Source organism: Kitasatospora sp. NPDC005751, from assembly GCF_040630835.1.
Taxonomy (GTDB): Bacteria; Actinomycetota; Actinomycetes; order Streptomycetales; family Streptomycetaceae; genus Kitasatospora.
Genome location: NZ_JBEXYC010000078.1, coordinates 1 through 24,117 on the forward strand (window position 1 = coordinate 1; position 24,117 = coordinate 24,117).

Consider the following 24,117-nt stretch of genomic DNA (forward strand, 5'->3'; position numbering starts at 1 on the left):
GACGCTGCAGCGCAGCCGCCCGGGGCGGGGCTTCGCGTACGCGCCGGTCGCCGACCCGCGCTCCGGCGCGGGCCGGACGGCGGTCGCATGTCCGGCCCCCGGCGGTCACGAGAGTCCCGGGACCTTGCTCGCGCCCGCTCACCGACAGATTCTCTTGTCTTGACAAAGAATCCTGTCGGAAGCACCCTGGAGGGGTGCTGGACGTCGCTGTGATCGAAGAACCCGCCGCGGCCGAGGCGTCCCTGGACCCGATCCGGTCCCGGATCCTCGCTGCCCTGGCCGAGCCCGGCTCGGCCACCATGCTGGCCGGCCGCCTCGGGCTGCCCCGGCAGAAGGTCAACTACCACCTGAAGGAGCTGGAGCGTCACGGACTCGTCGAACTCGCCGAGGAACGGCGTAAGGGCAACGTCACCGAACGGGTGTACCGCGCCACCGCCGCCTCCTACGTGATCTCCCCGCTCGCCCTGGCCGCCGTGCGCCCGGACCCGGCCCGCTCGCCCGACCAGCTCTCGGCCCGTTGGCTGCTGGCCCTGGGGTCACGGCTGGTCCAGGAGGTCGGGCAACTGCTGACCGGCGCCTCCCGGGCTGGCCGGCGGGTCGCCTCCTTCGGCATCGACGCGGAGGTGCGGTTCGCCTCGGCGGCCGACCGGGCGGCCTTCGCCGAGGAGCTGTCCCGGACCGTGGCCGCCCTCGTCGGCCGCTATCACGACGAGAGCGCGCCGGGCGGCCGGACCCACCGGGTGGTCGTCGGGCTGCACCAGATCCCCGACCCGGCCGGGCCGCCGGGCGCCACCGGGGCGCCCCCGGCGACGAACTCCGAAGCCGAGGAGGAGGACCGACGATGACGCACCCGTTCGAGATCGAGCTGGAGACCACGCTGCCGGCGAGCCCCGAACAGGTCTGGGAGGCGATCGCCACCGGCCCGGGGATCGACTCCTGGTTCATGGGCCGCAACGAGGTGGAACCGCGTGAGGGCGGCACGGCGGCCATGGAGACCGGCGGCCACCGGGAGGAGGCCCTGATCACCGCCTACGAACCCGGCAAGCGGCTGGCCACCCGCACGTCACCCGGCGAGGACGGCCGCTTCATGGCCTTCGAGTACCTCATCGAAGGCCGTGGCGGCGCCGCCACCGTCCTGCGCGTCGTCCACAGCGGCCTCCTCGGCGACGACTGGCAGGACGAGTACGACGCGCTGCGCCGCGGCTGGCCCTTCCACCTGGGCACGCTGGTCCAGTACCTGACCCACTTCGCCGCCCGCACGGCTGTCCCCGTGTTCGCCGCGGCGCCGACCGGCCGGCGGACGGCGCAGGACGTTCGGGCGGCCCTCGCCGGCGCCCTGTCGCTGCCCACCCCGGTGACCGTCGGCGCCCAGGCGCAGGCCGAGCCGGCCGGCCTGCCGCCGCTGGACGGCGAGGTGGTCTGGGCCGACGACGAACGCTTCGGGCTGCGCACGGCGGACGGCCTCTACACCTTCCACCACGGCGCCGGAACGGCGTTGATGTTCCACCACCTGTTCGGAGCGGACACCGACGGAGCCGAGGACGCCTGGCAGCGGTGGCTCGTACGAGTACTCGGCTGACCGCCGCCCGGATATCCCGACCACACCCGAGAACGACACCGAGGACCACCATGCGCACTCTCATCAGCACCGCGTTCGTCTCCCTCGACGGAGTCGTCGAGGCGCCGGGCGGCGAGCCCGGCTACCGCAACTCCGGATGGACCTTCAAGGACGTCGAGTTCCTCCCCGAGGCCTTCGAGATCAAGGGGCGCGAGCAGGAGGAGTCCACCGCCATCCTGCTGGGCCGCACCAGCTACGAGGCCTTCAGCCCCGTCTGGCCGGACATGGCGGAGTTCGCCCGCTACCGGACGATGCCGAAGTACGTCGTCTCGACCACGCTCTCCGAGGACGAGCTGGTCACGAACTGGGGCGAGACCAGCATCCTGCGCTCGCTGGACGAGGTCGCCGCGCTCAAGGAGACCGAGGGCGGCCCGATCATCGTCCACGGCAGCGCCACCCTGAACCACGGCCTTTCCGACGCCGGCCTGATCGACCGCTACCACCTGCTCGTCTACCCGCTGCTGCTCGGCGCCGGCAAGCGCCTGTTCAGCACCACGGACAAGGACGCGCAGAAGCTGCAGCTCGTCGAGCACGAGGTCTACTCCAACGGCCTCCAGAAGCAGATCCTCGACGTCCTCCACTGACCGGCCACCCCCACCCGGCCCGCGCCGCCCCCACCCCGTCCCCCCACCCCGTCCCGCCCGGCGGTCCTCGCCGGGCGGGACGGGGCTTCCGGCTCGATTCCGGCCCACCCCGACCGGGGGAATGAACCGCGCGTCGGCCTGTCTCTTCCGGACCCTTGCGTCAGCTCGTCCTGAGACGATCCATGAGGTCGGCGACGCCGTCCACCTGGCGGTATTGCTTGAACGCCGGAGCGAGCTCACGCACAAGGGCGACGCACCGGTCCGCACCGATCCGGGTCGCGAGATCGAGCGACTGGTTCGTCACGGCGAGGGCCTGTTCGATCTCGCGGGCCTGCAGAAGACTGCGAGCTTCGTACGTCAGGAAGATCCCACGGGTCTTGTCGCGGGAGCGTGGCAGCAGACCCATGCCCTCGTCGATGCGGGCGTGGGCCTCGTCGGTGTGGCCGAGGTCGAGCATGCACTGTCCGGAGTCGACGGCCAGGTCTGCCGTGCTCATCCACCGGCACCAGGTCGGGGCCGGGTCGGGGCTGTCGGTCAGCAGGGCGATCTCGGCGGCGGCCAGGTCGCGGCGGCAGTCCACGGTTGCGCCGAGAGCCGAGTGTGCGCGGGCCCGGCGCAGGTGAAGGAGGGATCGAGCCGTGGGGTGCCGGGTGTGGATGAGGGCCTGGCTGAGTGGTTCGACGGCGGCGTCGGGCCGGGCGAGCCAGATCGACTGGTAGGCGAAGTCGGACAGGATTCCGGCGCCGAGGTCGCGGTCGCCGGCGGCATGGGCGCTGGCCAGCGCCGCATTCCACAGCTTGCCCGCTGCGGAGTGGTGGCTCTGGTCGAAGCGGTGCCAGCCGGAGCTGCCGGCCAGGGAGGCGGCCAGGAGGTGAAGTCGCCGACCGATGGCCTCGCTGTAACGGCCGTGCTCCAGGAGGTCGGTCACCGTGTCGAGTTGGGCGTCGATCAGCTTCACGGTGTGCTGACGCTGTTCAGTGGGCAACGCAGTCAACTTGGTACCGGTGTCCTCCAGCCAGTCGACCAGCTCGACATCGACACGCTTGCCCTCCAAGGCGGTGGTCAGTCGGTCAGGTTCGAGGTTGGCCCACTGGGTGGAGAGCCCGGCCAACGCGAGCGCGCTGAAGGTCATGAATGTACGACGTCGGTGGTCCATTGCGGCTCTCTGTGCGTCTCGAAGTGCGTGGACGGTGAACGTCGATCCGAGCGACACCGGTTGTTCCTGGCCGGGGAGCCAATGAGGCCACTCGCAGGCTTCCAAATCGGCGATCGGAACATCGAAGGCGTCGGCGATCAGGAGCTGGGATTCGATGCTGGGCGTCTTGCGCCAGTTCTCCCACTTGCTGACGGCCGCCTTGTCGGTGCCGGAGCGGAGCCCCTCGGGCCTGTTCCTGGCGGCGCGGTGGATACGGGCCGCGAGGTCGGTCTGGGACCAGCCACGAAGCGCGCGGGCGTATGCGAGGGGGTGCCGGATCTGGTCGTCCACGGGCCGATCCCATCATCGACGGTGACCGAGAGCCTACTGCGAGCGATGGTGGGACAACCCCGGGACTACAGACAACGCCTGGTCGGTGACTGTGAGTTGAGCTCTACTCGTCGTGCACCGAAGAACTTCCTGCACGAAGCGGAGGAGTACGCGCATGAAACGACGCACTGCGATCATCGGCCTTGGCCACCAAGCGATCGAGGACCACCTGCCTGGCCTGCTTGCCTCCAGTCGGGCCGAACTCGTCGCAGTCTGCGACAGCAACCACGACACCCTGCGGCAATGCCAGGAACAGCTGCAGGTCCCGGGATTCGCCCGCATCGGCGATCTGCTGGACACGGTGGCCCCGGACTTCGTGGTCGTCGCCGTCCCGCACCATGCCGGCCGGGAGGTCATCCGGGAGTGCGCCGCTCGGGGCGTCCATGTGCTCAAGGAGAAGCCGTACGCGACCAGCGTGAGTGAGGCGCGCGAGCTGGCCCAGGTCTGCCTGGCCGGGCAGATCGAGTTGATGGTCACCCTCCAGCGGCGATTCAACCCGATTTACGCGAGCGTGGCCGCTCTGCTGGATCAGATCGGCACGCCGTTCCTGATCGACGGTCAGTACACATTCCACACCGATGACCCCGGTGGGGGATGGCGTGGGGACGTGAGGCAAGCCGGCGGCGGCTGCATCATCGACATGGGCTACCACCTCATCGACCTGCTGCTGTGGTACTTCGACATGCCCAGCCGCGTCATCGCCGAGTTCTCCACCGCTGCCGTCCCTGGCGGTGGCTACGACGCCGAGGACACCGCCGTGATTCAGGTCGGCTACGACAGTGGCCTGTACGGATCGGTGCTGCTGTCCAGGTGGGTGGCTCCGAAGACCGAGCGCCTGCACGTGGTCGGCACCCGAGGCTCCGTTCAGCTGACCAAGGGCCAGGTCCGGCGGCTCGACCGGCGTGGCGCTGTGGTGGAGGAGCTGACCCGCCCGCACGCCCCGGCCTCGGCGTCGGCCGCGCAGATCGACTACTTCTGCCGGGTTCTGGACGGCGAGCGGCCCAACACCTCCGGCCCCGACCAGCACCTCGCACACGCCGCGTTCATCGCCTCCTGCTACCAGTCCAAGGCGGCGGGGCGTTACATCGACCCGAAGGAGATGCTGTGACCAGCTCTCTCGCCCTGCTCGGCGGCAAGCCCGCCGTCACCGTCGCTGGCCCGCACTTCACCTGGCCGCCGATCGGCGAAAGCACCCGCGCCATGGTCGCTGCGCAGCTCGACACCTCGGTTTCCATCGCCGGCCGGTCCGGCATCGTCGCCGACCTGGAGGACGCGCTGCAGGAGTACTTCGGCGTCCGGCACGCGGTCACCACCAGCTCCGGCACCGCTGCCCTCCACAGCACCTACTGGGCCGCAGGGATTCAGGCCGGGGACGAGGTCATCGTCCCGGCCTGGACGTTCCACGCCACCGCCTCGCCGCTCTTTCATCTCCGCGCGGTGCCGGTGCTCTGCGAGACGGACCCCGACGGCAACATCGACCCGAACCGCGTCGAGGAGCTGATCACCCCTCGCACTCGCGCGATCATGGTCACGCACCTGTGGGGCAAACCCGCCGACATGAGCGACATCGTGGTCGTCGCCGACGCCCACGGTCTGATCGTGCTGGAAGACGGCTCGCATGCCCACGGGGCTGGCATCGCCGGACGGAAGGTCGGCACCTTCGGGCTCGCCTCGGCCTTCTCCCTCAACGGCCCCAAGCCGTTGTCCGGCGGCGAGGGCGGCTTCGTCCTCACGGACGACGACGACACCTACCGCCGGGTCATCATGTTCGCGCACTACAACAAGCGGGCCAAGGGCGAGATCCCGGAAGGCCATCCGCTCGCGCGGTACGCGGTCACCGGGGCGGGCCTCAAGTTCCGCATCCACCCGCTAGCCGCCGCCATCGCCCTGGACCAGCTCAGCCGCCTGGACGGCTACCTCGCCGGGCGGGCGGAGGTCGCACGGCACCTGACCGGCCGACTCGCCGGGGTACCGGGACTGAAGGTGGTCGAGATGCCCGATGGGGTGGTCCCGTCTTGGTACGGCTTGACTCTCACCTACCGCCCTGACGAGCTCGGCGGCCTGTCCCTCGATCGGTTCCATCAAGCTCTGACCGCAGAGGGCGCGTCCGAGTTCGACCGGCCCGGGTCGACCTGTCCTCTGAACCAGCTGGCGTTGTACCAGCAACCAGGAGTGCTGTTCCCTGGGCATCCGCACTCCCACCGCCGGTACGAGGCCGGAGACTTCCCCGTCGCCGAGCGAGTTCACGCCCATACGATCAAGCTCCCGGTCTGGCATCGTGAGCAGGATCTGAAGCTGGCCGGGCAGTACATCCGCGCGGCCATCAAGGTCAGCGACCATCACAAGGAGCTGCTGTGACCGTCACCTCGCCCGAGTTCGCGGCCGGCCTGGCGGCCGCGGCCGAAGCCGCCGGCGTCACCGGCTTCGTCGCTGCCGCGGTGATCAGCCATGGCGGCCGGGTGCTGCTCGTGCGGCGCAAACCCGACGACTACCTGGGCGGGATGTGGGAGCTCCCGTCCGGAACCGTCGAGACCGGGGAGAGCATCCTCGACGCTCTCCATCGGGAGGCCACCGAGGAGACCGGGCTGACCATCGACCAGGTCACCAGCTATGTCGGGCACTTCGACTATCGGAACAGCCGCGGCGGCATCACCCGCCAGTTCAACTTCGCCGTCACGGTGAGGACGACCGAGCCGGTCGTCCTCACGGAACACGACGCGCACCAGTGGGCCCTCCGCGAGGAACTGCCCGCCGTGAGCGATGCGGTTCGTGCGTTGATCGCGCTCTGAAGACCTGCCGGTCCGGCACCCCCGTCCCGCCCGGCGGTCCTTGCCGGGCGGGACGCGGTGGGGGACGGGGGCTACCAGGGGACGGCTTCGCCGTGGAGGTCCAGGAACTGGAGGCCGGGGGTGCCGGCCTGGGCTTCGAGGACGTCGACGACGGCGGGGATGCTCTCCCGGGGGTCGAGCGGCGCGTCGAAGCCGCCGAGTTCCGTCCGGTTATGGCCGGGGTCGATGAGCAGCTTGGTCCGGCCGTCGCCGGCCTGGCGGGTGGCGTAGCTGCGCATCAGCTGGTTCAGGGCGGCCTTGCTGGCCTTGTAGAGCTCGTAGCCCTCCTCGGTGTTCCGGGCGATGCTGCCCTGGTCGGAGGACATGACGGCGACCGTGCCGCCGGGTACGACGAGGTCGTGGAGGGCGGCGAGGGCGCGCAGGGGGCTCAGCGCGTTGGTGATCATCACCTCGGTGAACTCGTGGGTCGGGACCTCGTGGATCGGCAGGTTGCTGAGGTTGATCGCGGCGTTGACGAAGAGCAGGTCGAGCCGGCGGCCGTCCAGGCGCTCGCGCAGGGCGGACAGCTCTCGCGGGCTGGTCATCTCCAACGACTCGATCCGCAGCCGGCCGTTCCGGGTGTCGGCGATCGCCCGCAGTCCGGCGCTGTCCCGGCGGGTGGTGGCGATCACCTGCCAGTCGCGTCGGGCGAGTTCGTCGGCGAGGACGAGCCCCAGGCCCCGGGAGGCTCCGACGACGAGGGCCCGGCGGGCGGATGCGGGGGGTGTGGCGGACACAGGCGCTCCCTGATGGTTGGGGGACTCAACCTAGACGAGTCGTTGCGTCTAGACAACAGGGTTCGGGCCGGTCCCGGTACTGTGTCCCGCATGCCCGCCACGAGCTCCGCGCCCCGCAGACCCCACTCCGGCAACCGCCGCGACGAGACCGCACGTCAGGCCGTGCTCCACGCCGCGGACGACCTGCTGGTCGAGCACGGGTTCGGCGCGCTCACCATCGAGGCGATCGCGCGCCGCGCCGGGGTCGCCAAGCAGACGATCTACCGCTGGTGGCCCTCCAAGGTCGAGATCCTGCTCGACACGCTCATCGAGGACACCGAGAAGCAGCTCCCCGTCCCGACCGAGGAGGCGCCCACGGCGGAGACCGTCCGCGCCTACCTGGCCCGGTTCGCGGAGTTCCTCGCCGTCGACCCGGCCGGCCGGGTCCTGCTCGCGCTGCTCGCCCAGGCGCAGCATGATCCCGGGACGGCCGAGCGCCTCCAGGAGCGCTACCTCGGCCCTCGCCGCGGTCGGGAGCGCGACCTGGTCGTCCGCGGGATCGACGCGGGCGCGTTCTCGCCCGGACTCGGCCCTGACGCCGTCGTCGACGGCCTCGTCGGCCCGGTCGTCTACTGCGCCCTGACGGGGTCGCGCGTCTCCGCCGCCCTGGTGGACGCCCTCGTCCAGGACCTGCTGAGGCCCCGTGCGGGCTGAGTGCCCGCCCGACCGGGCCCGCTCGAGTGCTACGCCGGACCCTCCGGCCGCTGCCTCGGCCGCGCGGCCGCGTAACCGGCCGCGCTGCGGACCGCGGGGCCGACACCCGCCCGGAGCCCGGCCTTGTTCAACGAGCGCAGGGCCACGAGCAGGAAGCCGATGTCATCCAGCAGGATCGGGTCGGGCAGCAGGTCCACCGGGCTGATCAGATAGGCGATGGACGCCCAGAAGAGCACCTTCTTCGACATCGGGATGCCGGCCGAGCCCAGCAGCCTCCGGGCCCGGACCAGTTTGACCACCAGGACGACCGCCACCACCACGGTGACCGCGACGATCCCGCCGGCCACCCACCAGAACACGCTTCCGCCGTCCACCCCGGCCACCTTTCGCTCGAACCGACCACTCCGACCGTTCCCCAGGAACCTGCCCCGCTTTCCGCGGACCGTGCACACCACCGGGCGAACTCAAGCATCGCACCCGCCGGATGGGTCGCCGGGGCGGCCACCGATCCGGCGGCCCCGCGCACGGCAGGAGGACGCGCGGCATGAGGTGGCGCGGCGCGGGTAGGCGGGCGGTCGCGCACCACCTGAGCGGGCGGGGGAGACGTGACGAAAGAGCTGATCGACACGGAAGCCGGGGACGGGCCCCGGGGCGGTGCCCGGTGGGCCCTGGCGGCACGGCTGCGACGTCGCGACCGTCCGGCGCCGCCCGACCACGGGCAACCGTCGGTCGGTGCGCCGGACGGTACGCAGGAGCGGGCGCCCGAGCGGCGGTCCTGGGCCTCGGCGGCCGGCCGGTGGCTCATCCTCCTCGCCGCCTTCCTCGCGATGGTCGGCTTCGCCGTCCTCCTGGCCCGCATCACGCTGGTGCCCGCGCCCGGGGCCGTGGGCCGGGTGCACAGCAACCTGCGCCCCGGCGACTCGCTGCGGCACTATCTGCTGCACGCCGTCACGCTGGACGCGCTGCGCCAGGTGGGCGGGAACGTGCTGCTCGGGGTGCCGTTCGGGCTGCTGCTCCCGGTGCTGTGGCCGAGGGCCCGCGGCCTGTTCCGGGTGCTGATCAGGACGGCGGCGGTCATGGTGCTGGTCGAACTGGTCCAGGGCGCGCTCATCACCGGGCGGGCCTTCGACATCGACGACGTCATCCTCAACACCCTCGGCGCGCTGCTCGGCTACCTGGTGCTGGGGCGGCGGCTGGTCCGGACGGTCCACCTCGAGCCCCGGACGCACCTTCGCCAGGACAACAGCCCTGAGGGTCAAGGGAATTGACCAGGCCTCGGCTGGTTTGCCGCAGCCGCCACGGGCTAAGCGGTGGCCATGAGAGGAATGAATTCGGCCATCAGAGCAGCGGCCCACATCATCGCAGGCATTCTCGTCGTCTGGATCATCCTGGATCTGCTCAGCGCCAATCAGGGAAACACCGTCGTCGGCTGGTTCCACTCCGCGGCCGACTGGCTCGCCGCCTGGTCGCGCGGGCTCTTCACCGTCTCCAGCCAGACCGTCCAGATCCTGCTCGACTACGGCATCCCGGCGATCGTCTACGCGGCGATCGGGAACCTGGTCGCCCGCCGGGCCGTGGACTAGCGTCCGGCTCCGGATCACGAACCGCCGGGCGGCGCGGCGGCCTCCAGCTCGGCGATGCCGCCCGCCATGATCGTCCGTACGTGCTCGGTGATGTGCGCCGGGGGCCAGTCCCACCAGGCCACCGCCAGGAGGCGGGCGACGTCCTCGGCGCCGTAGCGGGTGCGGATGAGACGGGCCGGGTTGCCGCCGACGACGCCGTAGTCGGGGACGTCGCCGGTGACCACGGCGCCGGCGGCGACGATCGCGCCGTGGCCGATCCGCACCCCGGGCATCACCGTGGCGCCGTGGCCGAACCAGACGTCGTTGCCGACCACGGTGTCGCCCCGGTTCGGCAGCCCGGTGAGCAGGTCGAAGTGGTCGGCCCAGGAGCCGCCCATGGTGGGGAAGGGGAAGGTGGACGGGCCGTCCATCCGGTGGTTCGCGCCGTTCATGAGGAAGCGCACGCCCGTGCCCAGCGCGCAGAACTTGCCGATCACCAGCTTCTCCGGCCCGTAGTGGTACAGCACGTTGCGCGTCTCGAAGGCGGTCGGGTCGTCCGGGTCGTCGTAGTACGAGTACTCCCCGACCTCGATCAGCGGGGACTTCACCAGCGGTTTGAGCAGCACCACCCTCGGGTGCTCGGGCAGCGGGTGGAGGACCGTGGGGTCGGCGGGCGCGGCCATGGGGTGGGTCTCCTCGTCGGTAGGGGGTGTCCGCTCCATGATCGCGGAACGGTGCGTCCCGGAACCAGTCGTTTACCCCCTGCCGCCACCGCGACGGGCCCCCGGCCCACCGCGGCGGCGGCCCGGTGGAGGGCGCCGGCTACTGCGCGTGAGGCTGGTGTGGTTCCACCAGCCCTGCCGGCCCGCCGTGAAGGTGACCGGTCGGCTGCCGATCCGGCCCTCGTACGAGCGGCCCTGGCTCAGCGGGCTCTGCTCGACAACGCCCTTCGGGTCATCGACGGTCGGGACGGTGACGGCGGCGGGGTGGTCGAGGTCGCTCTGCTGGAAGCCGCCGGGCCGGACGGTGGTGATGACCTCGTCCCAATCTCCCTGGTGCACGACAGCCCGAGCCGGTCGGGCGGTGCTCCGGCGTGCGCGCGCAGACGTGGGCGCACACGCGGGCGCGGGCGCTCCGGGGGAGCGCCCGCGCTCTTCGGGCTCCGTCCGCGCCGGCGGTCAGTCGGGCGGCTCGTCCTCGTTCTCGGCTCTGGTGGTCTCCGCGGCCGAGCCGTCCCGGTCGGTGGTCGGCCCTCCGGCCGGGGTCCGGCCCTCCTCGCCACCGGGCGCGGGGATGTCGGGTGCCTCCGTGCCCTCGGCGGGCGGCAGGTCGGGCACCTTGGGCGCCGTGCGGGGGTCGCTCACGGCGGGCTCCTCTCACTCCGTTGCAGCTCCCGGGCGTTCCGGGTCCCTGCGCGGGTGCCCGCCGGGCGGTGCTCCATACGTGCCCCGCCAAGGTTTCGGGCGCGGCCGGCCGCCTCCCGGCGGCCGCGACGGCCCCGCGTGGTCCGGCGTCGCGGCCACCCCACCGCGCACCGTCAGAGCGCGCTCCGCGCACCGGTCACCAGGGCGGCCAGCAGGCAGCCGAAGCCGGCCGTCGCGGCGACCGTCCGCACGGTGTTCCAGCCCACCCAGCTGCTCTCGAAGGTCTCCCGCACGGCCGCCAGGTCCGGGATGCGGTCGAGCGAACCGGCGGCCGCCAGCTGATCGTTGAGCGGGACGTTCACCGCGCCCGTGACCACCAGCACCACCGTGTAGAGCACCGCCGCCGCGATCAGCCAGGGCAGCAGCCGTCGGTCGCCGCCGCGGAACTGCAGCAGCGCGGCGAGCACGGTGAGCGCGAGCGCGCCGAGGAAGACCAGCATGAACCAGCCGTTCAGGATGGCCACGTTGATCCGCTGCATGGTCTCCACGAAGGTCCGGTCGTCGGCCTTGCCGAGCCCCGGCATGACGGAGCAGGAGAAGGCGAAGAACAGACCCGCGCTCAGTCCCATGGCCAGGGTCGCCGCCAGCAGTACCGCACTTCTGAATCCCGCCATCCCACACACTCCCCGTAGTGAACGCCCGCTGTCCGATACCGCCGAGTCAACCGCCCTGGCGGGTGCCCGCACCATCGCCGAGCCACTCGACCGCATACGCGGGCGTCCACACCCGGCGTCTACACTCGGGCGCCATGGACGCACTGGCCGGACTGCTGGCGGGGCCGAGGGCCCGGGGCGCCTTCCTGATCCGCTCGGTCCTCACCCCGCCCTGGGCGATCCGGGTCGAGGACCGGGCACCGCTCACCCTGATCACACCCGTGCGCGGCACCGCCTGGGTGCTGCCGGACCACGGTGCCCCCGTCCGGCTCGCCGCCGGGGACGTGGCGATCGCCCGGGGCCCGGACGCGTACGTGCTCGCCGACACCCCCACCACCCCGCCCCGGGCGGTGATCCACCCCGACCAGAGCTCCAGCACCCCGGCCGGCGACGGGCTGTGCGAGACGATGGCGCTCGGTACCCGCACCTGGGGCGATGCCACCGACGGCCCGGACGTGCTGCTCAGCGGGACGTACCAGCTGCGCGGCGAGGTCAGCCGGGGCCTGCTGGAGGCGCTGCCCCCGCTCCTGGTGGTGACCGCGGACTCCTGGCACTCCCCGCTGATCGACCTGCTCGGCGAGGAGATCGGCAAGGATCTGCCGGGTCAGGACGCGGTACTGGACCGGCTGTTGGACCTGTTGCTGATCGCCACCCTGCGCACCTGGCTGGCCAGGCCCGAGTCCGACGCCCCGGCCTGGTACCGCGCGCACACCGACCCGCTGGTCGGTCACGCGCTGCGGCTGCTGCACGGCGACCTCGCCCACCCCTGGACGGTGGCGGGCCTGGCCGCCGAGGTCGGCGTCTCCCGGGCCGCGCTGGCCCGCCGGTTCGCCGAGCTGGTCGGCGAGCCGCCGATGTCCTACCTCACCGGCCGGCGGCTGGCGCTGGCCGCCGACCTGCTGCACGACCCGGCCGCCACGCTCGGCTCCGTCGCCCACCGGGTCGGCTACGGCAGCCCGTTCGCCCTCTCCACCGCCTTCAAGCGGGTGCGCGGCGTCAGCCCGCAGGAGCACCGCTCGGCCGGACCGGTCGCCGCCGGGGGCTGACCCCGGGGCGACCGGTCCGCGAGGTGGTCCCGCCGGCGCGGTGCTTCCGCTGACGCGGTGTTCAGGGACGCGCTGCTCAGAGCGCGGTGGGCTCCAGGACCGGCGCCTGGTTCGCGGCGCCCGGGTCCGTGCCCTTGCCCCCCGCGGTGGGGCGCCGGGCCGGGAGCAGCAGGGCCGCCACACCGGCGAGTGCCACCGTCACGGAGCCGAGCACGACCGCCGGGTACAGGCCGTCGACGAAGCGCTGCGCGCTCTCGTAGCCGCCCTGGGCGGAGAAGACCGACGACATGACGGCCACGCCGAGCGCCCCGCCCACCTGGCGAAGCGCGCTGTTGGCCCCCGAGGCGATGCCCTGTTCCTGCGGGCGGACGCTGGACATGACCAGGTTGGAGGCGGGTGCGAAGAAGAGGGCCATGCCGACGCCGCTGATGATCAGGGCCGGCAGCTGGGCGGCGTACGAGGTGTGCGGGGTGGCCACGGCCGCGATGTAGCCGAGGCCCGCGGCCTGGAGGAACAGGCCGGCCGCCACCACCGGACGGCCGCCGAACCGGTCGGCGAGGATGCCGGCGAAGGGGGAGACGAGCATCGGCATGCCGGTCCAGGGCAGCATCCGCAGCCCGGCCTCGGTCGGCGAGTAGCCGAGGACGCCCTGCATGTACTGGCTGATCAGGAAGATCGAGCCGAACATGCCCAGGAACATCAGCAGGCTCGCGGCGTTGATCGCGGAGAAGGCGCGGGACCGGAAGAGCCGCATGGGGAGCATGGGGTTCCTGGCGCGGATGCCGTGCACCACGAAGGCGGCCAGCAGCGCGGTGCCCGCGACCAGGCCGGTCAGTACGGAGGAGTCGGTCCAGCCGTCGGAGGGGGCGCGCACCATGCCGTACACGATCCCGAAGAGGCCGCCGCTGACGAGGAGGGTGCCGGGGATGTCGAGCGTGGCGCCGTCGCCGTGGGACTCGGCGAGGCGGAGGCGGGCGAGCGGCAGGACGGCGAGGCCCAGCGGGACGTTCAGCCAGAAGATCCAGTGCCAGGAGACGTGTTCGGTGAGGCTGCCGCCGATGAGCGGGCCCAGGGCGACCCCGAGTCCGTTGATGGCCCCGAGGATGCCGTAGGCCATCCCGCGCTTCTCGGGGGGCACCGCGGCGCTGAGCAGGGTCAGGGTCAGCGGCATCATGACGGCCGCGCCGACGCCCTGGACGGCGCGTGCCGCGATCAGGGAGTCGATGCCGGGCGCGAGGGCCGCGGCGGCGGAGGCGACCGTGAAGACGGTCATACCGGCGAGGAAGAGCCGCCTGCGGCCGAACCGGTCACCGAGCGCCGCGCCGAACATCAGCAGGACCGCGAAGGTGAGCGTGTACGCGCTCACGATCCACTCCAGGCTGTCCAGCCCCCCTCCGAGGTCCTCGCGGATGGCGGGCAGGGCGGTGGTGACCACCAGGTTGTCGAGGGCCGACATGAATCCGGCGGTACCGGTGATCACGAGGGCCCAGGTGACACCCCCTCGGCGTGCCGTCTGCTGCTGTGACATTGCTTCCCCCCAGCGGTTGATGCGTGTTCTGGATGTAGTTATCGCTTACTACCTTTGCGGCCCGTGGCAGACCCCGGATGCCGCGGCGGCGCGGGCCGCCCCGGCGGATCCGGCCGCGCCTACGCCCGCGCCTACGCCCGCGCCTACGCCCGCGCCTACGCCCGCGCCTACGCCCGCGCCTACGCCCGCGCCTACGCCCGCGCCTACGCCTCCGGCGGGACTACGACCTGGTCGAGGCGGATGCCCTCCCAGACCCGGTGTCCGGCCGGGAACCCCATGGCCATCAGGGTGTTGATGAGCATGCCGTAGGCCAGGAACCTCGTGGTCTCGTCGCCGTCGGCCTCCAGCGGGAGGTTCACGGCGTCCCAGAGCTGCGTCCAGGCGGCCCGGACGGTCTCGCCGAACCCGCTGTCCCCGTCCGCCTCGACGGAGGCCACGGCGATATAGGTTTGCATCTGCATCTGGAGCTTCTCGGGGTCGTCCGCGATCAGCCGCAGGTACGCCCTCGCCATGGCGCGCATGGCTTCCTTGCCCGCCAGCCCCTTCGCGGCCTCCTCGAACACCCGGCCGGTGTCCTCGATGCAGCGGAGCGAGGCGGCGACGAAGATCGCCTTCTTGCTCGGGAAGAGCCGGAACAGGTAGGGCTGCGAGACGCCGACCCGCTTGGCGATCGCCTCCGTGGAGGTGCCGTGGTACCCGCGCCGCGCGAACTCGGCGATCGCCGCGCGGACCACGCTCTCGCGCCTGTCCTCTGCGCTCATCCTGACCATGCGGGCAAGTTAGTGGGTAATCACTAACTACGTCAACGGATCCGGTGCGGGGCGCCGGCCGTTCGAGCGTCCGAGCCGGTTGGACGGCGCCGCCGCTTACGTCTACATTCCTGTCGTCGTATGCGATGGCCCGGAGCGCCGCACCTCGGCCCCCGGGAGAGTGCCGACACCACTGGGAAGGTGCACGTGAGCGCGATCACCGTCGGACAGGCCGTTGTCCTGGGAGTCGTGGAGGGGGTGACCGAGTTCCTGCCGATCTCCTCCACCGGCCATCTGAAGATCACCGAGGGGCTGATGGGCATCCCGGTCGACGACGCCTCCGTCGTCGGTTTCACCGCCGTCATCCAGGTCGGCGCCATCGCGGCCGTGCTGCTCTACTTCCTCAAGGACATCGTGCGGATCGTCTCCGCCTGGGGCCGCGGCCTGGTGAACCGCGAGGAGCGGTACCACCACGACTACAAGTTCGCCTGGTGGGTCATCTTCGCGACGGTTCCGATCGTCGTGGTCGGCCTGGCCGCCAAGCCCCTGATCAAGGGCCCGCTGGCCTCGCTCTGGGTGGTGGCCGGCTCCCTGATCGTCGGCAGCGGCGTGATGTGGGCGGCCGACCAGATGGGCCGCCACAAGCGCGGCGAGGACGACACCGGCTTCAAGGACGCGATGATCGTCGGCTCGGCGCAGATCCTCGCGCTGCTGTTCCCCGGCTTCTCGCGCTCCGGCGCGACGATGTCCGCGGGCCTGATGCTCGACCTCGAACGGGTGGCCGCGACCAGGCTCTCCTTCTTCCTCGGCATCCCCGCACTCACCGGCGCCGGCCTGTACGAGCTGAAGGACGCCCTGGGCGCCGGGGTCAGCACGACGCCGCTGGTCGTCGGCACCGCGGTCTCCTTCGTGGTCGCCTACGGCTCGATCGCCTGGCTGCTGAAGTACGTCGCCAAGCACTCCTTCAACGCCTTCGTCGCCTATCGGATCGCCATCGGCGTGATCCTCCTCGGCCTGCTCGGCTCGGGTGTGCTGACCGCCTGACCCGCGGCCCGGTGTCGGCCGCGGGGCCGCCTCGGTGCGGGCGGCTGCCGCCGGGTGCTCACGGCGCGATCCCGGTGCCCCGGCGGCTCACAGGTCGCCCAGTAGGTCGTGCCGCCGGGGTGGGTGCAGCTGCCGTGGCCGGTGGCGACCAGGGCGACGATCGAGTTGCCGCGGCCGTGCTCCTCCGGTGCGCGGCTTGGCTGTGGTGGGGGCGCTGGGCCGCCTGCCGCGTCGCGGATCAGGACGCCGTCTCCGGCGGCTGGGGTCTCGGCCTGGTGCGGCACTGTGTGACCTCGTGCGTGGCTTCCCGTCCCCGGCCGGGACGCGGGTGCGGGCCCGCCTGGCCGTCGGGCCCGCGACGCCGTAGCCGGTGCGGCCGGGGCCTTCACGGCGGTGAGCGGGCCCGGCACCGGAACGACCCCGGCCGCGTACTTTAATTCTGGACAAAGTAAATTATTTGCGAGTACGTTGCGGTGGTGTTCCCGAACCACGCGCAGCCGCTGGTCACGGCCCCGGCCGAGACCGCCGTCCTCGCCCTCCTGCTGGCCGAGAGTCCGCTCAGCAGGGTCGAACTGGCCCGCCGTACGGGCCTGTCCTCGACCGCCGTCACCAAGGCCGCGAGGCCGCTCATCGTCGACGGCTATCTGCACGAACTCCCCCCGGAGCGTACCGCGCCCGGGGCCGGCCGCCCGGTCAACCCGTTGGCCGTCACGGTGGACCGGGAGTTCTTCGTCGGAATCAAGATCAGCGGCGAGGCCCTGTTCGGCGTGGTCTGCGACCTGCGGGCCGGTCTGCGGGTCACCGGCGGCCGTCAGCTGGGCGAGGACCGCAGCCCGGAGGCCGTCTGCGGGCTGCTGGGTGAACTCGTCGAGGAACTCCTCGACGCCGACCCGGTGTTCCGGGAGCGTACGAGGCGCCTCGGGGTCGCGGTCTCCGGTGACGTGGACCGGTCGGCCGGCCTCGTCCGGTACTCCGTCCTTCCCGGCTGGCGCGACGTCCCGCTGGCGGACGAACTGGCGAGGGCGACCGGGCTGAGCGTCACGGTGGAGAACGACGTCAAGGCCCTGACCGCCGCCGAGCACTGGTTCGGCGAGGGGATCGGGACGGAGAACTTCGCGCTGGTCACGATCGGTTCGGGGGTCGGTTCCGGGCTGGTCGTCAACGGCCAACTGGTCACCGGGGCCTACGGGGTCGCCGGCGAGCTGGGGCACATCAGCATCGACCCGGACGGCCCGCCCTGCCATTGCGGCGGGGTCGGCTGCGTCGAGGTCTTCGCGGCCAGCGGCGCCATCCTCGCCTCGGCCCGCGGCGCGACCGGCCGCGCGGACCTCAGCTTCGACGACGTCGTCCAGCTCGCCCGGGTCGGCGACCGGGCCGCCCGGGAGGCCTTCGCCACGGCCGGCCGGGCCATCGGGGTCGGCATCGCCACCCTGGTGAGCCTCCTCGGGCCCGAGCGCGTCGTCGTCACCGGTGAAGGGCTCGACACCTACGACCTCTTCGGGATCCACATCAGGGAGGCGTACGCCGCGCACTGCTTCAAGGCGGCGGCGAAGTGCCCGCTGACCCTGCGTCCGCTTCCGTGGGAGGAGTGGGCCCGGGGCGCCGCCGTCCTGGGCATCCAGGCGCTCCTCCCGTAGCGCGGGCGACCGGGCCGGTCCGGCTGTCCGCGGGGCGCTCCGGGGCGGCGAAGGTCACCCCTTGCCATAATGAGGCGTGTGCAACTATTGTCGTATGCAGTAGGGCGTGACTGCAAGTATATGGATGGCGCCGCCGCCTCATTCAGGAGACCCGACATGAGCACCACTCTCTTCACCCCGTACACCCTGAGGTCGCTGACCGTCCCCAACCGTGTCTGGATGGCGGCGATGTGCCAGTACAGCGCCGTGCCGGACGGCGACGGGGCCGGTGTCCCGACGGACTGGCACTTCACCCACCTCGCGGCCCGCGCCACCGGCGGCACGGGGCTGATCGTCACCGAGGCCACCGCCGTCAGCCCGGAGGGCCGCATCAGCCCGTACGACCTCGGCATCTGGAACGACACCCAGGTCGAGGCGTTCCGGCGGATCACCGCCTTCCTGAAGGCGCAGGGCACGGTTGCCGCGATCCAGCTCGCCCACGCCGGCCGCAAGGCCTCCACCGAGCGCACCTGGGTCGACCGCGGCCGCGCCATCGGCCCGGACGAGGCCCACGGCTGGACGCCGGTCGGCCCGAGCGCCGTGCCCTTCTCGTCGGCGCACACCACGCCGGAGGAGCTGACGGAGGAGCAGATCGGTGATGTCGTACGGCAGTTCGCCGACGCCGCCCGCCGGGCGCTCGACGCCGGCTTCCAGGTCGCCGAGATCCACGGTGCCCACGGCTACCTGATCCACCAGTTCCTCTCGCCCCACAGCAACCACCGCACCGACGCCTACGGTGGCTCCTTCGAGGGACGCATCCGCTTCGCGCTGGAGGTCGTCGACGCCGTCCGGGCGGTGTGGCCGCAGGACCTGCCGCTCTTCTTCCGGATCTCCGCGACCGACTGGCTCACCGAGGACCCGCAGGACGACCGCGAGGGCTGGACCTCGGAGGACACCGTCCGGTTCGCCAAGGAGCTCCAGGCCCGTGGCGTGGACCTGATGGACATCTCCACCGGAGGCATCGCCCCCGACGCCAGGATCACCGCCGGCCCCGGCTACCAGGTGCCCTTCGCCGAGGCGGTGCGCAACGGGACCGGCATGCCGGTGGCGGCCGTCGGCCTGATCACCGACCCCGCCCAGGCCGAGGAGATCCTGGCCGCCGGCCGGGCCGACGCCGTCCTGCTCGGCCGCGAACTCCTGCGCGACCCCTACTGGCCCCGCCACGCCGCCATCACCCTCGGCGCCCCCCTCCCCGCCCCGGTCCAGTACCACCGCGCCTGACCCCGGCTCCGGCCGCCGGGGCGCGCTCCGGCGGCCCCCGGGCCGGTCAGTCCGACGGGGGGCGGCTGCCCCAGTCGAGGCGCAGGACGGCGAGGTCGTCGGTGTGGCGGCCGGCGTTGAGGGCGTGGGTCTCCTTGATGAGGAGGTCGACGTGGGCGGCCGGGTCGGCCGGGGGCAGGGTGCCGATCAGTCGGAGCAGGCCGTCGACGCCGAGCCGTCCCTTCGTCGTCCCGTTGTGCCCCTCGGTGAGGCCGTCGGTGTAGAGGGTGAGCGCGCCGTCGGCCGGGAGGGGGATGACGGTCGGGGTCCAGCTGCCCAGTCCGGGGGCGATGCCCAGGGCGATGCCGTGGGCGGCGGTCAGCTCACGGGTGCCGTGCGCCGTGGTGAGCAGGGGCTCGTGGTGGCCGGCCAGGTGGAGGGTGGCCGTGGTGGCGTTCTGGTCGAGCGTGAGGAGCGTGCAGGTGGCGAAGAGCACCTGGTTGCCGCGTTCGGCGATCAGGATGCGCTCCATCAGGTGGAGCAGGCTCTCGCCGCGGTGTCCGCCGAGTACCAGGGAGCGCCAGGCGATCCGCAGCAGCACGCCGAGTGCGGCGGCGTCGGGGCCGTGTCCGCTGACGTCGCCGACGACGGCGTGCAGCAGTCCGTCGTCGCCCTCCACGACGTCGAGGAAGTCCCCGCCGAGCAGGGCCGTGGTGGCTCCGGGCAGGTAGCGGGCGGTCACCGTGACCGTGGAGGTGCCGAGGATCGGCGGGGGCAGCAGCCCCCGCTCCAGGCGGGCGTTCTCCTCGGCCCGCAGGCGGGCGGCCTGGGCCTCGATGCTGGCGCGCTCGGTCTGGCTGCGGTACACGGCGTAGCGCACGGTGCGGTGCAGCAGGTCCGCCTCGACCTTGCCCTTGACGAGGTAGTCCTGGGCGCCGGCGGCCATCGCCTCGGTGCCCGCCTGGGCCTCCGCCAAGCCGGTGAGGACGATCACCGCCGTGTGGGGGGCGACGGCGCGGACGGCGGTGACCGCGGCGGTGCCCGTGGCGTCGGGCAGGTGCAGGTCGAGGAGGATGCAGTCGGCCGGGTGGGCGGCGAGGGCGGCGCGGGCCTCGGCGAGGGTGGGCCGGGTGGTGAGTTCGAACCGCAGCCCGGTGTCGTGGAGGAGCTCCTCCACGAGCAGGGCGTCGCCCTGGTCGTCCTCGATGAGGAGGACGCGGTACAGCGGTTCGTCGGGGGCGGCGCCGGGGGCGGCTGCCACGGCCGTGCTCATCGTGCCTGCTCCGTGTCGGATCGGGCCGCGGTCTCGCCGGTCGGCGGGCCGGGGCGCTGCGGCGGTTCGGGTGCCAGGGTGAAGGTGATGCGGGCGCCCTCGCGGTGGTCGGGGTCGATGGCGATGGTGCCGCCGTGGAACTCGACGATCTTCTTGCACATCGCCAGCCCGATGCCGCTGCCGGAGTAGGCGTCCTTGGTGTGCAGCCGCTGGAAGATCACGAACACCTTCTCGGCGAACTCCGGTGCGATGCCGATGCCGTTGTCGGTCACCGCGAAGTGCCAGAGCGCGTCCTCCCGGACGGCCGAGACGTGGATCTCCGGCGCCACGCCGGGGCGGCGGAACTTGACCGCGTTGCCGATCAGGTTCTGCCAGAGCATCCCCATCTGGGTGGGGTCGGCGACCAGGGTCGGCAGCGGATCGTGGGTGATCTTCGCGTCGGCCTCCTCGATGCCCACGCTCAGCGCGGCCAGGGTCTGTTCCAGCACCTGGTCCAGGTCGACCTCCTGGTGGGCGTGGTGGAGCCGGCCCACCCGGGAGAAGTCGAGGAGGTCGTTGATGAGGACCTGCATGCGGTTCGCACCGTCGACCGCGAAGGCGATGTACTGGTCGGCCTTGGCGTCGAGCCGGCCCCCGTAGCGGCGCTGGAGGAGCTGGGTGAAGCTGGAGACCTTGCGCAGCGGCTCCTGGAGGTCGTGGGAGGCGACGTAGGCGAACTGCTCCAGCTCGGTGTTGGACCGCTGGAGGTCCGCCGCCTGCTCGTCCAGGCGCAGCCGGGCCTCCTCGGTGAAGGCCAGTTCCCGCACCAGGCGCCGGCGCATGGAGTCGATCTCGCCGCTCAGGCGCCGGAGGTCTGCGGGGCCGGTCGGGGTGATGGGGTGGTCGAAGTCGCCGCCGCCGATGGTGCGGGCGTCCGCGACGAGTTGGTCCAGCGGCTCGGTGATGCCCCGGCGCAGCCCCTCGAACACCAGGGCGGCGAGGGCGGCGATCAGCACGGCGACGGCGCCGAACACCCAGTTCCGCAGCCGCGTCATGGCGGCGAGGTCGCTCCGCGTGGCATCGCGGTCTTCGCGCAGCCGGTCCTCCTGGCCGCTCAGGGCGGCCCGTACGTCGTCGAAGGCGTTCTTGCCCTCCGGGGCGCTGCCGGCCGCGAGCGGCGAGGGCGTGCCGGGTGGCGCGGCGGCGATCGGCCGGGCGATCCGCTCCTGCCAGCTCGTCACGGCGTCCTGCACGGCCTTCAGGTCGGCGAGGCCGGAGGGGTCGTCGTGGAGCAGTTCCGTCAGCTGTGCGGTCTCCGTCCGCTGCTCGGCGAGCCCCTGCTGGTAGGGCGCCATGAACTCCGGGGTGCCGGTGAGGCCGTAGCCGCGGATCCCGGTCTCCTGGTTGAGCAGGGCCGACTCCAGGCGGAACGCGCTGGCGAGCGCGGGGGAGCGCACGTCCACCAGGTCGGTGCTGATCGACTGGGTGCGGGACAGTACCCACGCCCCCGCCACTCCGAGCAGGGTGAGGATCACCAGGGACGCGGTGACTCCCACCCGGAGCCACTGCCGGGTCGTCCATGTGGCAAGGCCCCCGCCGGACCTCCGGTCACTGTCGTCGCCGGTCATCGTGTCAACTCCTCGCTCTGCCCGATGCCTTCGATCGGATGCGGCGAGGCCACTCTAGAGGGCGGACGACAACGGTTGTTGTCGTGGGTTGGTTCTGGGCCTAGAGTGCCTGACATGCCCGGCAAGAACTTCGTACTGCGTACCACCTCGCAGGAGGCGGCCGCGATCGCGGACGCCGCGATGGGAGACCTCGCCCGGCGGCTGGCCGGGCGGCTGACGGCGGTCCCCGCCGCTCCCGCGGTGAGCGACACCGCCCAGGCGCTGAGCCTGCTCCACGTACTCGACCACCTCCGGCAGGCCACCGAACGGCTCCAGCGGGAGGCGGCCGGCGACGCCGCGCGCGCGGGTGCCGGCTACCCGCAGATCGGCGCCGCCTGCGGCATGACCCGTCAAGGTGCCCGCCGGCGCTGGCCGGGGCTTTTCCACCACCCGACCGAGAACCCGCGGAGCACCCGATGATGACCACCGCCCGCCCCTTCGATGTCCTGCTCGTGGAGGACGACGCCGCCGACGCGATGCTCATCGAGGAAGCCCTCTCCGAGCGCGGGGAGCGCAACCTGGTCCAGGTCACCGACGGCGTCGCCGCCCTCGAATACCTGCGCGCCCCGGACAGCGTGCGTCCCGACCTCATCGTCCTCGACCTCAACATGCCCCGGATGAACGGGCGCGACCTGCTGAAGGTCCTGAAGAACGACGACGACCTGCGGACCATCCCGGTGGTCGTGCTCACCACCTCCACCGCCCCGGACGATGTCACCGGCGCCTACAGCAGCCACGCCAACGCGTACGTGGCCAAGCCCGTCAACCTGGACGAGTTCGAGCAGGCCGTCCAGACCATCGACGCCTTCTACCTCGACACCGCCACCCGCCCCCGCCCCTGAACGGGCCGGCCCCGGCCGGCGAAACGCGGGCCGGGGCGGGGGACCGCAGCCGCGGACATGGTCGTGCCCGGGCCCGCCCGGGAACGACACGGGCGGACCCGGGCACGTCGGCGGCCGCCCGTCGACGCCCGTCAGGCGATGCGGCGGGCGCCGTCGGCGGGAGTGGCCGCGAAGGTGCGCGGCGGGGCGTGGCCGGCGGCCGCGAAGGCCGCGGTGACGGCGGCGGTGACGCGGTCGGCGTGGTCCTGGTGGACGAGCGCGATGACCGAGCCCCCGAAGCCGCCGCCGGTCATCCGGGCGCCGAGGGCGCCGGCGGCCACGGCGGTGTCCGCGGCGAGGTCGGTCTCGGGGCAGGAGACCGCGTAGTCGTCGCGGAGCGAGGCGTGCCCGGCCGTGAGGACCGCGCCGAGGCCGGCCAGGTCGCCGGCGTCGAGCAGGGCGGTGGCCTGCCGTACCCGGTCGTCCTCGGTGACCACGTGGCGGACCAGCGGCCGCAGTTCGGCCGGCAGCCGGTCGAGGGCCGCGGGCAGGGCGTCGGCCGTGAGGTCGCGCAGGGCGGCGAGGCCGAGCAGCTCGGCGGCCCGCTCGCAGCCGGCCCGCAGCTTCGCGTAGGCGCCGTCGGCGAGGTCGTGCTTGACCCGGGTGTCGATCACGAGCAGCCGCAGGCCGGCGCCTTCGAGGTCGAGCGGCACCTGGCGGCTGGTGAGGTCGCGGGTGTCCAGGAGGAGCGCGTGGCCCGCGCGGCAGCACAGGGAGGCGGTCTGGTCCATGATCCCGCAGGGGACGCCGACGTAGGCGTTCTCGGCGCGCTGGGCGAGCAGGGCGAGCCGCATCCCGTCCAGGCCGAGGTGGTACAGGTCGTTGTAGGCGGTGGCGACGGCGCACTGCAGGGCGGCGGACGAGGAGAGGCCGGCGCCCTCGGGGACGTCGCTGTCGATCAGCAGGTCGGCGCCGGCGACGGCGTGGCCCGCGTCGCGAAGGGCCCAGACGACGGCCGCGGGGTACGCGGTCCAGCCGGTGGTGGTCCCGGGCTCCAGCTTGTCGAGGTCGAGGGTGGTGATCTCGTCGCCGCCCCGGGTGCTGTGCAGGCGCAGCAGGCTGTCGTCGCGGCGGCGGGCCTGGACGCGGGTGGTGTGGGGGAGGGCGACGGGAAGGACGAAGCCGTCGTTGTAGTCGGTGTGCTCGCCGATCAGGTTGACCCGGCCGGGGGCGGCCCAGGTGCCCTCGGGGTCGGCGGAGAACAGCGTCCGGAAGGTGGTCATGCGGGGTGCTCCAGGGTGAAGTTCCAGGCGTCGGCGACGATGTCGTCGAGGTTGGGGCGCTTGGGGGTCCAGCCGAGCCTCCGGTGGGCGCGCTCGGCGGAGGCCACCAGGACGGCCGGGTCGCCGGCGCGGCGCTCGGCGGTGACCACCGGGATCTCGCGGCCGGTGACGCGCTTGACCGACTCGATGACCTCGCGGACCGAGAAGCCGCTGCCGTTGCCGAGGTT

The 24,117-nt window shown here is 72.4% G+C and carries 27 protein-coding genes and 1 pseudogene; 15 read left to right on the forward strand and 13 right to left on the reverse strand.

Going from position 1 to position 24,117, the window contains the following annotated elements; all coding sequences use genetic code 11:
* Window positions 1–194: 194 nt before the first annotated feature.
* From ABZ497_RS33825 to ABZ497_RS33835, 3 genes are read left to right on the forward strand one after another with little or no spacing between them, the layout of a single operon-like run.
* On the forward strand, window positions 195–845 hold the full coding sequence (locus tag ABZ497_RS33825) for a winged helix-turn-helix domain-containing protein (protein ID WP_359811214.1): 651 nt from the start codon (window positions 195–197) through the stop codon (window positions 843–845).
* The gene (locus ABZ497_RS33830) at window positions 842–1,579 is read left to right on the forward strand and encodes an SRPBCC domain-containing protein (RefSeq protein ID WP_359811216.1); all 738 of its coding nucleotides are present in this window, start codon (window positions 842–844) and stop codon (window positions 1,577–1,579) included. Before ABZ497_RS33825 ends, ABZ497_RS33830 begins: the two co-directional genes overlap by 4 nt.
* A 50-nt stretch (window positions 1,580–1,629) precedes the next feature.
* Window positions 1,630–2,202 carry a dihydrofolate reductase family protein gene (locus ABZ497_RS33835; protein ID WP_359811219.1) on the forward strand — a complete coding sequence of 191 codons (573 nt, stop codon included), beginning with the start codon at window positions 1,630–1,632 and terminating at the stop codon, window positions 2,200–2,202.
* A gap of 160 nt (window positions 2,203–2,362) precedes the next feature.
* Here the strand turns inward: ABZ497_RS33835 and ABZ497_RS33840 are convergent, their stop codons facing one another.
* Window positions 2,363–3,688, reverse strand: coding sequence for a helix-turn-helix transcriptional regulator (locus ABZ497_RS33840; protein ID WP_359811222.1), 1,326 nt, complete (start codon window positions 3,686–3,688; stop codon window positions 2,363–2,365).
* 154 nt (window positions 3,689–3,842) lie between these two features.
* Here ABZ497_RS33840 and ABZ497_RS33845 point away from each other — a divergent pair, with 154 nt between their 5' ends.
* The 3 genes from ABZ497_RS33845 to ABZ497_RS33855 are packed head-to-tail and all read left to right on the forward strand — an operon-like array spanning window position 3,843 to window position 6,516.
* On the forward strand, window positions 3,843–4,835 hold the full coding sequence (locus tag ABZ497_RS33845; RefSeq protein WP_359811225.1) for a Gfo/Idh/MocA family oxidoreductase: 993 nt from the start codon (window positions 3,843–3,845) through the stop codon (window positions 4,833–4,835).
* Window positions 4,832–6,085, forward strand: a complete 1,254-nt coding sequence (locus tag ABZ497_RS33850) for a DegT/DnrJ/EryC1/StrS family aminotransferase (protein WP_359811228.1) — start codon at window positions 4,832–4,834, stop codon at window positions 6,083–6,085. Before ABZ497_RS33845 ends, ABZ497_RS33850 begins: the two co-directional genes overlap by 4 nt.
* Window positions 6,082–6,516, forward strand: a complete 435-nt coding sequence (locus ABZ497_RS33855; protein WP_359811231.1) for an NUDIX domain-containing protein — start codon at window positions 6,082–6,084, stop codon at window positions 6,514–6,516. Before ABZ497_RS33850 ends, ABZ497_RS33855 begins: the two co-directional genes overlap by 4 nt.
* Window positions 6,517–6,587: 71 nt before the next feature.
* On the opposite strand, the gene ABZ497_RS33860 is transcribed toward ABZ497_RS33855, so the two are convergent.
* A complete protein-coding gene (locus ABZ497_RS33860; protein WP_359811234.1) occupies window positions 6,588–7,292 on the reverse strand; it encodes an SDR family NAD(P)-dependent oxidoreductase in 705 nt (234 codons plus the stop codon).
* A 90-nt stretch (window positions 7,293–7,382) separates the two neighbouring features.
* Between ABZ497_RS33860 and ABZ497_RS33865 the strand changes: the two genes are divergently transcribed.
* A complete protein-coding gene (locus ABZ497_RS33865; RefSeq protein ID WP_359811237.1) occupies window positions 7,383–7,985 on the forward strand; it encodes a TetR/AcrR family transcriptional regulator in 603 nt (200 codons plus the stop codon).
* Between the two features lie 29 nt (window positions 7,986–8,014).
* On the opposite strand, the gene ABZ497_RS33870 is transcribed toward ABZ497_RS33865, so the two are convergent.
* A complete protein-coding gene (locus ABZ497_RS33870; protein ID WP_352295504.1) occupies window positions 8,015–8,359 on the reverse strand; it encodes a YkvA family protein in 345 nt (114 codons plus the stop codon).
* A 231-nt stretch (window positions 8,360–8,590) separates the two neighbouring features.
* Here ABZ497_RS33870 and ABZ497_RS33875 point away from each other — a divergent pair, with 231 nt between their 5' ends.
* Window positions 8,591–9,253, forward strand: a complete 663-nt coding sequence (locus ABZ497_RS33875; protein WP_359811240.1) for a VanZ family protein — start codon at window positions 8,591–8,593, stop codon at window positions 9,251–9,253.
* Window positions 9,254–9,301: 48 nt separating this feature from the next.
* On the forward strand, window positions 9,302–9,568 hold the full coding sequence (locus tag ABZ497_RS33880) for a hypothetical protein (RefSeq protein ID WP_359811243.1): 267 nt from the start codon (window positions 9,302–9,304) through the stop codon (window positions 9,566–9,568).
* A gap of 14 nt (window positions 9,569–9,582) precedes the next feature.
* Here ABZ497_RS33880 and ABZ497_RS33885 read toward each other — a convergent pair whose 3' ends face one another.
* The 4 genes from ABZ497_RS33885 to ABZ497_RS33900 all read right to left on the reverse strand — a co-directional run bounded on the left by ABZ497_RS33885 (window position 9,583) and on the right by ABZ497_RS33900 (window position 11,585).
* Window positions 9,583–10,230 carry a CatB-related O-acetyltransferase gene (locus ABZ497_RS33885; protein ID WP_359811246.1) on the reverse strand — a complete coding sequence of 216 codons (648 nt, stop codon included), beginning with the start codon at window positions 10,228–10,230 and terminating at the stop codon, window positions 9,583–9,585.
* 72 nt (window positions 10,231–10,302) lie between these two features.
* The gene (locus ABZ497_RS33890) at window positions 10,303–10,608 is read right to left on the reverse strand and encodes a hypothetical protein (protein WP_359811249.1); all 306 of its coding nucleotides are present in this window, start codon (window positions 10,606–10,608) and stop codon (window positions 10,303–10,305) included.
* 117 nt (window positions 10,609–10,725) lie between these two features.
* Window positions 10,726–10,911, reverse strand: a complete 186-nt coding sequence (locus ABZ497_RS33895) for a hypothetical protein (protein ID WP_359811252.1) — start codon at window positions 10,909–10,911, stop codon at window positions 10,726–10,728.
* 173 nt (window positions 10,912–11,084) lie between these two features.
* On the reverse strand, window positions 11,085–11,585 hold the full coding sequence (locus ABZ497_RS33900) for an anthrone oxygenase family protein (RefSeq protein WP_359811255.1): 501 nt from the start codon (window positions 11,583–11,585) through the stop codon (window positions 11,085–11,087).
* Between the two features lie 134 nt (window positions 11,586–11,719).
* On the opposite strand from ABZ497_RS33900, the gene ABZ497_RS33905 reads away from it, so the two are divergent.
* Window positions 11,720–12,670 (forward strand): AraC family transcriptional regulator, encoded by a 951-nt coding sequence (locus ABZ497_RS33905; RefSeq protein ID WP_359811258.1) that lies wholly within the window; start codon window positions 11,720–11,722, stop codon window positions 12,668–12,670.
* A 76-nt stretch (window positions 12,671–12,746) separates the two neighbouring features.
* Here ABZ497_RS33905 and ABZ497_RS33910 read toward each other — a convergent pair whose 3' ends face one another.
* Complete coding sequence (locus ABZ497_RS33910) at window positions 12,747–14,198, reverse strand: DHA2 family efflux MFS transporter permease subunit (protein ID WP_359811260.1); 1,452 nt, start codon at window positions 14,196–14,198, stop codon at window positions 12,747–12,749.
* A 203-nt stretch (window positions 14,199–14,401) separates the two neighbouring features.
* Window positions 14,402–14,968: a TetR family transcriptional regulator gene (locus tag ABZ497_RS33915; protein WP_359811263.1), complete on the reverse strand. Its 567-nt coding sequence runs from the start codon at window positions 14,966–14,968 to the stop codon at window positions 14,402–14,404.
* A 186-nt stretch (window positions 14,969–15,154) separates the two neighbouring features.
* Between ABZ497_RS33915 and ABZ497_RS33920 the strand changes: the two genes are divergently transcribed.
* The 3 genes from ABZ497_RS33920 to ABZ497_RS33930 all read left to right on the forward strand — a co-directional run bounded on the left by ABZ497_RS33920 (window position 15,155) and on the right by ABZ497_RS33930 (window position 18,888).
* Entirely contained in the window at window positions 15,155–15,991 is an 837-nt protein-coding gene (locus tag ABZ497_RS33920) for an undecaprenyl-diphosphate phosphatase (RefSeq protein WP_329485601.1), read from the forward strand.
* Between the two features lie 476 nt (window positions 15,992–16,467).
* Window positions 16,468–17,628, forward strand: coding sequence for an ROK family transcriptional regulator (locus tag ABZ497_RS33925; protein ID WP_359811266.1), 1,161 nt, complete (start codon window positions 16,468–16,470; stop codon window positions 17,626–17,628).
* A 156-nt stretch (window positions 17,629–17,784) separates the two neighbouring features.
* Window positions 17,785–18,888, forward strand: a complete 1,104-nt coding sequence (locus ABZ497_RS33930; protein WP_329485599.1) for an NADH:flavin oxidoreductase/NADH oxidase — start codon at window positions 17,785–17,787, stop codon at window positions 18,886–18,888.
* A 46-nt stretch (window positions 18,889–18,934) separates the two neighbouring features.
* Here the strand turns inward: ABZ497_RS33930 and ABZ497_RS33935 are convergent, their stop codons facing one another.
* The gene (locus ABZ497_RS33935; RefSeq protein ID WP_359811269.1) at window positions 18,935–20,140 is read right to left on the reverse strand and encodes a SpoIIE family protein phosphatase; all 1,206 of its coding nucleotides are present in this window, start codon (window positions 20,138–20,140) and stop codon (window positions 18,935–18,937) included.
* Window positions 20,137–21,747 carry a CHASE3 domain-containing protein gene (locus ABZ497_RS33940; protein ID WP_359811272.1) on the reverse strand — a complete coding sequence of 537 codons (1,611 nt, stop codon included), beginning with the start codon at window positions 21,745–21,747 and terminating at the stop codon, window positions 20,137–20,139. Before ABZ497_RS33940 ends, ABZ497_RS33935 begins: the two co-directional genes overlap by 4 nt.
* A gap of 114 nt (window positions 21,748–21,861) precedes the next feature.
* Here ABZ497_RS33940 and ABZ497_RS33945 point away from each other — a divergent pair, with 114 nt between their 5' ends.
* Together ABZ497_RS33945 and ABZ497_RS33950 are read left to right on the forward strand one after the other, a co-directional pair.
* A complete protein-coding gene (locus ABZ497_RS33945; RefSeq protein ID WP_329485595.1) occupies window positions 21,862–22,206 on the forward strand; it encodes a hypothetical protein in 345 nt (114 codons plus the stop codon).
* The gene (locus ABZ497_RS33950) at window positions 22,203–22,628 is read left to right on the forward strand and encodes a response regulator (RefSeq protein WP_329485594.1); all 426 of its coding nucleotides are present in this window, start codon (window positions 22,203–22,205) and stop codon (window positions 22,626–22,628) included. Before ABZ497_RS33945 ends, ABZ497_RS33950 begins: the two co-directional genes overlap by 4 nt.
* Before the next feature lie 131 nt (window positions 22,629–22,759).
* Here ABZ497_RS33950 and galK read toward each other — a convergent pair whose 3' ends face one another.
* Together galK and ABZ497_RS33960 are read right to left on the reverse strand one after the other, a co-directional pair.
* Window positions 22,760–23,890 (reverse strand): galactokinase, encoded by a 1,131-nt coding sequence (galK, locus tag ABZ497_RS33955; RefSeq protein ID WP_359811276.1) that lies wholly within the window; start codon window positions 23,888–23,890, stop codon window positions 22,760–22,762.
* Window positions 23,887–24,117, reverse strand: a pseudogene (locus ABZ497_RS33960) (UDP-glucose 4-epimerase GalE); the annotation flags it as partial. The pseudogene ABZ497_RS33960 and the gene galK, both read right to left, overlap by 4 nt.

What these genes read in the sequence shown, in the direction of transcription:
- ABZ497_RS33930 (WP_329485599.1), top strand. Translation starts at nt 17,785, where the DNA reads ATGAGCACCACTCTCTTCACCCCGTACACCCTGAGGTCGCTGACCGTC.
- ABZ497_RS33885 (WP_359811246.1), bottom strand. Translation starts at nt 10,230, where the DNA reads ATGGCCGCGCCCGCCGACCCCACGGTCCTCCACCCGCTGCCCGAGCAC.
- ABZ497_RS33940 (WP_359811272.1), bottom strand. Translation starts at nt 21,747, where the DNA reads ATGACCGGCGACGACAGTGACCGGAGGTCCGGCGGGGGCCTTGCCACA.
- galK (WP_359811276.1), bottom strand. Translation starts at nt 23,890, where the DNA reads ATGACCACCTTCCGGACGCTGTTCTCCGCCGACCCCGAGGGCACCTGG.
- ABZ497_RS33910 (WP_359811260.1), bottom strand. Translation starts at nt 14,198, where the DNA reads ATGTCACAGCAGCAGACGGCACGCCGAGGGGGTGTCACCTGGGCCCTC.
- ABZ497_RS33905 (WP_359811258.1), top strand. Translation starts at nt 11,720, where the DNA reads ATGGACGCACTGGCCGGACTGCTGGCGGGGCCGAGGGCCCGGGGCGCC.
- ABZ497_RS33845 (WP_359811225.1), top strand. Translation starts at nt 3,843, where the DNA reads ATGAAACGACGCACTGCGATCATCGGCCTTGGCCACCAAGCGATCGAG.
- ABZ497_RS33880 (WP_359811243.1), top strand. Translation starts at nt 9,302, where the DNA reads ATGAGAGGAATGAATTCGGCCATCAGAGCAGCGGCCCACATCATCGCA.
- ABZ497_RS33915 (WP_359811263.1), bottom strand. Translation starts at nt 14,968, where the DNA reads ATGGTCAGGATGAGCGCAGAGGACAGGCGCGAGAGCGTGGTCCGCGCG.
- ABZ497_RS33935 (WP_359811269.1), bottom strand. Translation starts at nt 20,140, where the DNA reads ATGAGCACGGCCGTGGCAGCCGCCCCCGGCGCCGCCCCCGACGAACCG.
- ABZ497_RS33865 (WP_359811237.1), top strand. Translation starts at nt 7,383, where the DNA reads ATGCCCGCCACGAGCTCCGCGCCCCGCAGACCCCACTCCGGCAACCGC.
- ABZ497_RS33830 (WP_359811216.1), top strand. Translation starts at nt 842, where the DNA reads ATGACGCACCCGTTCGAGATCGAGCTGGAGACCACGCTGCCGGCGAGC.
- ABZ497_RS33945 (WP_329485595.1), top strand. Translation starts at nt 21,862, where the DNA reads ATGCCCGGCAAGAACTTCGTACTGCGTACCACCTCGCAGGAGGCGGCC.
- ABZ497_RS33900 (WP_359811255.1), bottom strand. Translation starts at nt 11,585, where the DNA reads ATGGCGGGATTCAGAAGTGCGGTACTGCTGGCGGCGACCCTGGCCATG.
- ABZ497_RS33835 (WP_359811219.1), top strand. Translation starts at nt 1,630, where the DNA reads ATGCGCACTCTCATCAGCACCGCGTTCGTCTCCCTCGACGGAGTCGTC.
- ABZ497_RS33950 (WP_329485594.1), top strand. Translation starts at nt 22,203, where the DNA reads ATGATGACCACCGCCCGCCCCTTCGATGTCCTGCTCGTGGAGGACGAC.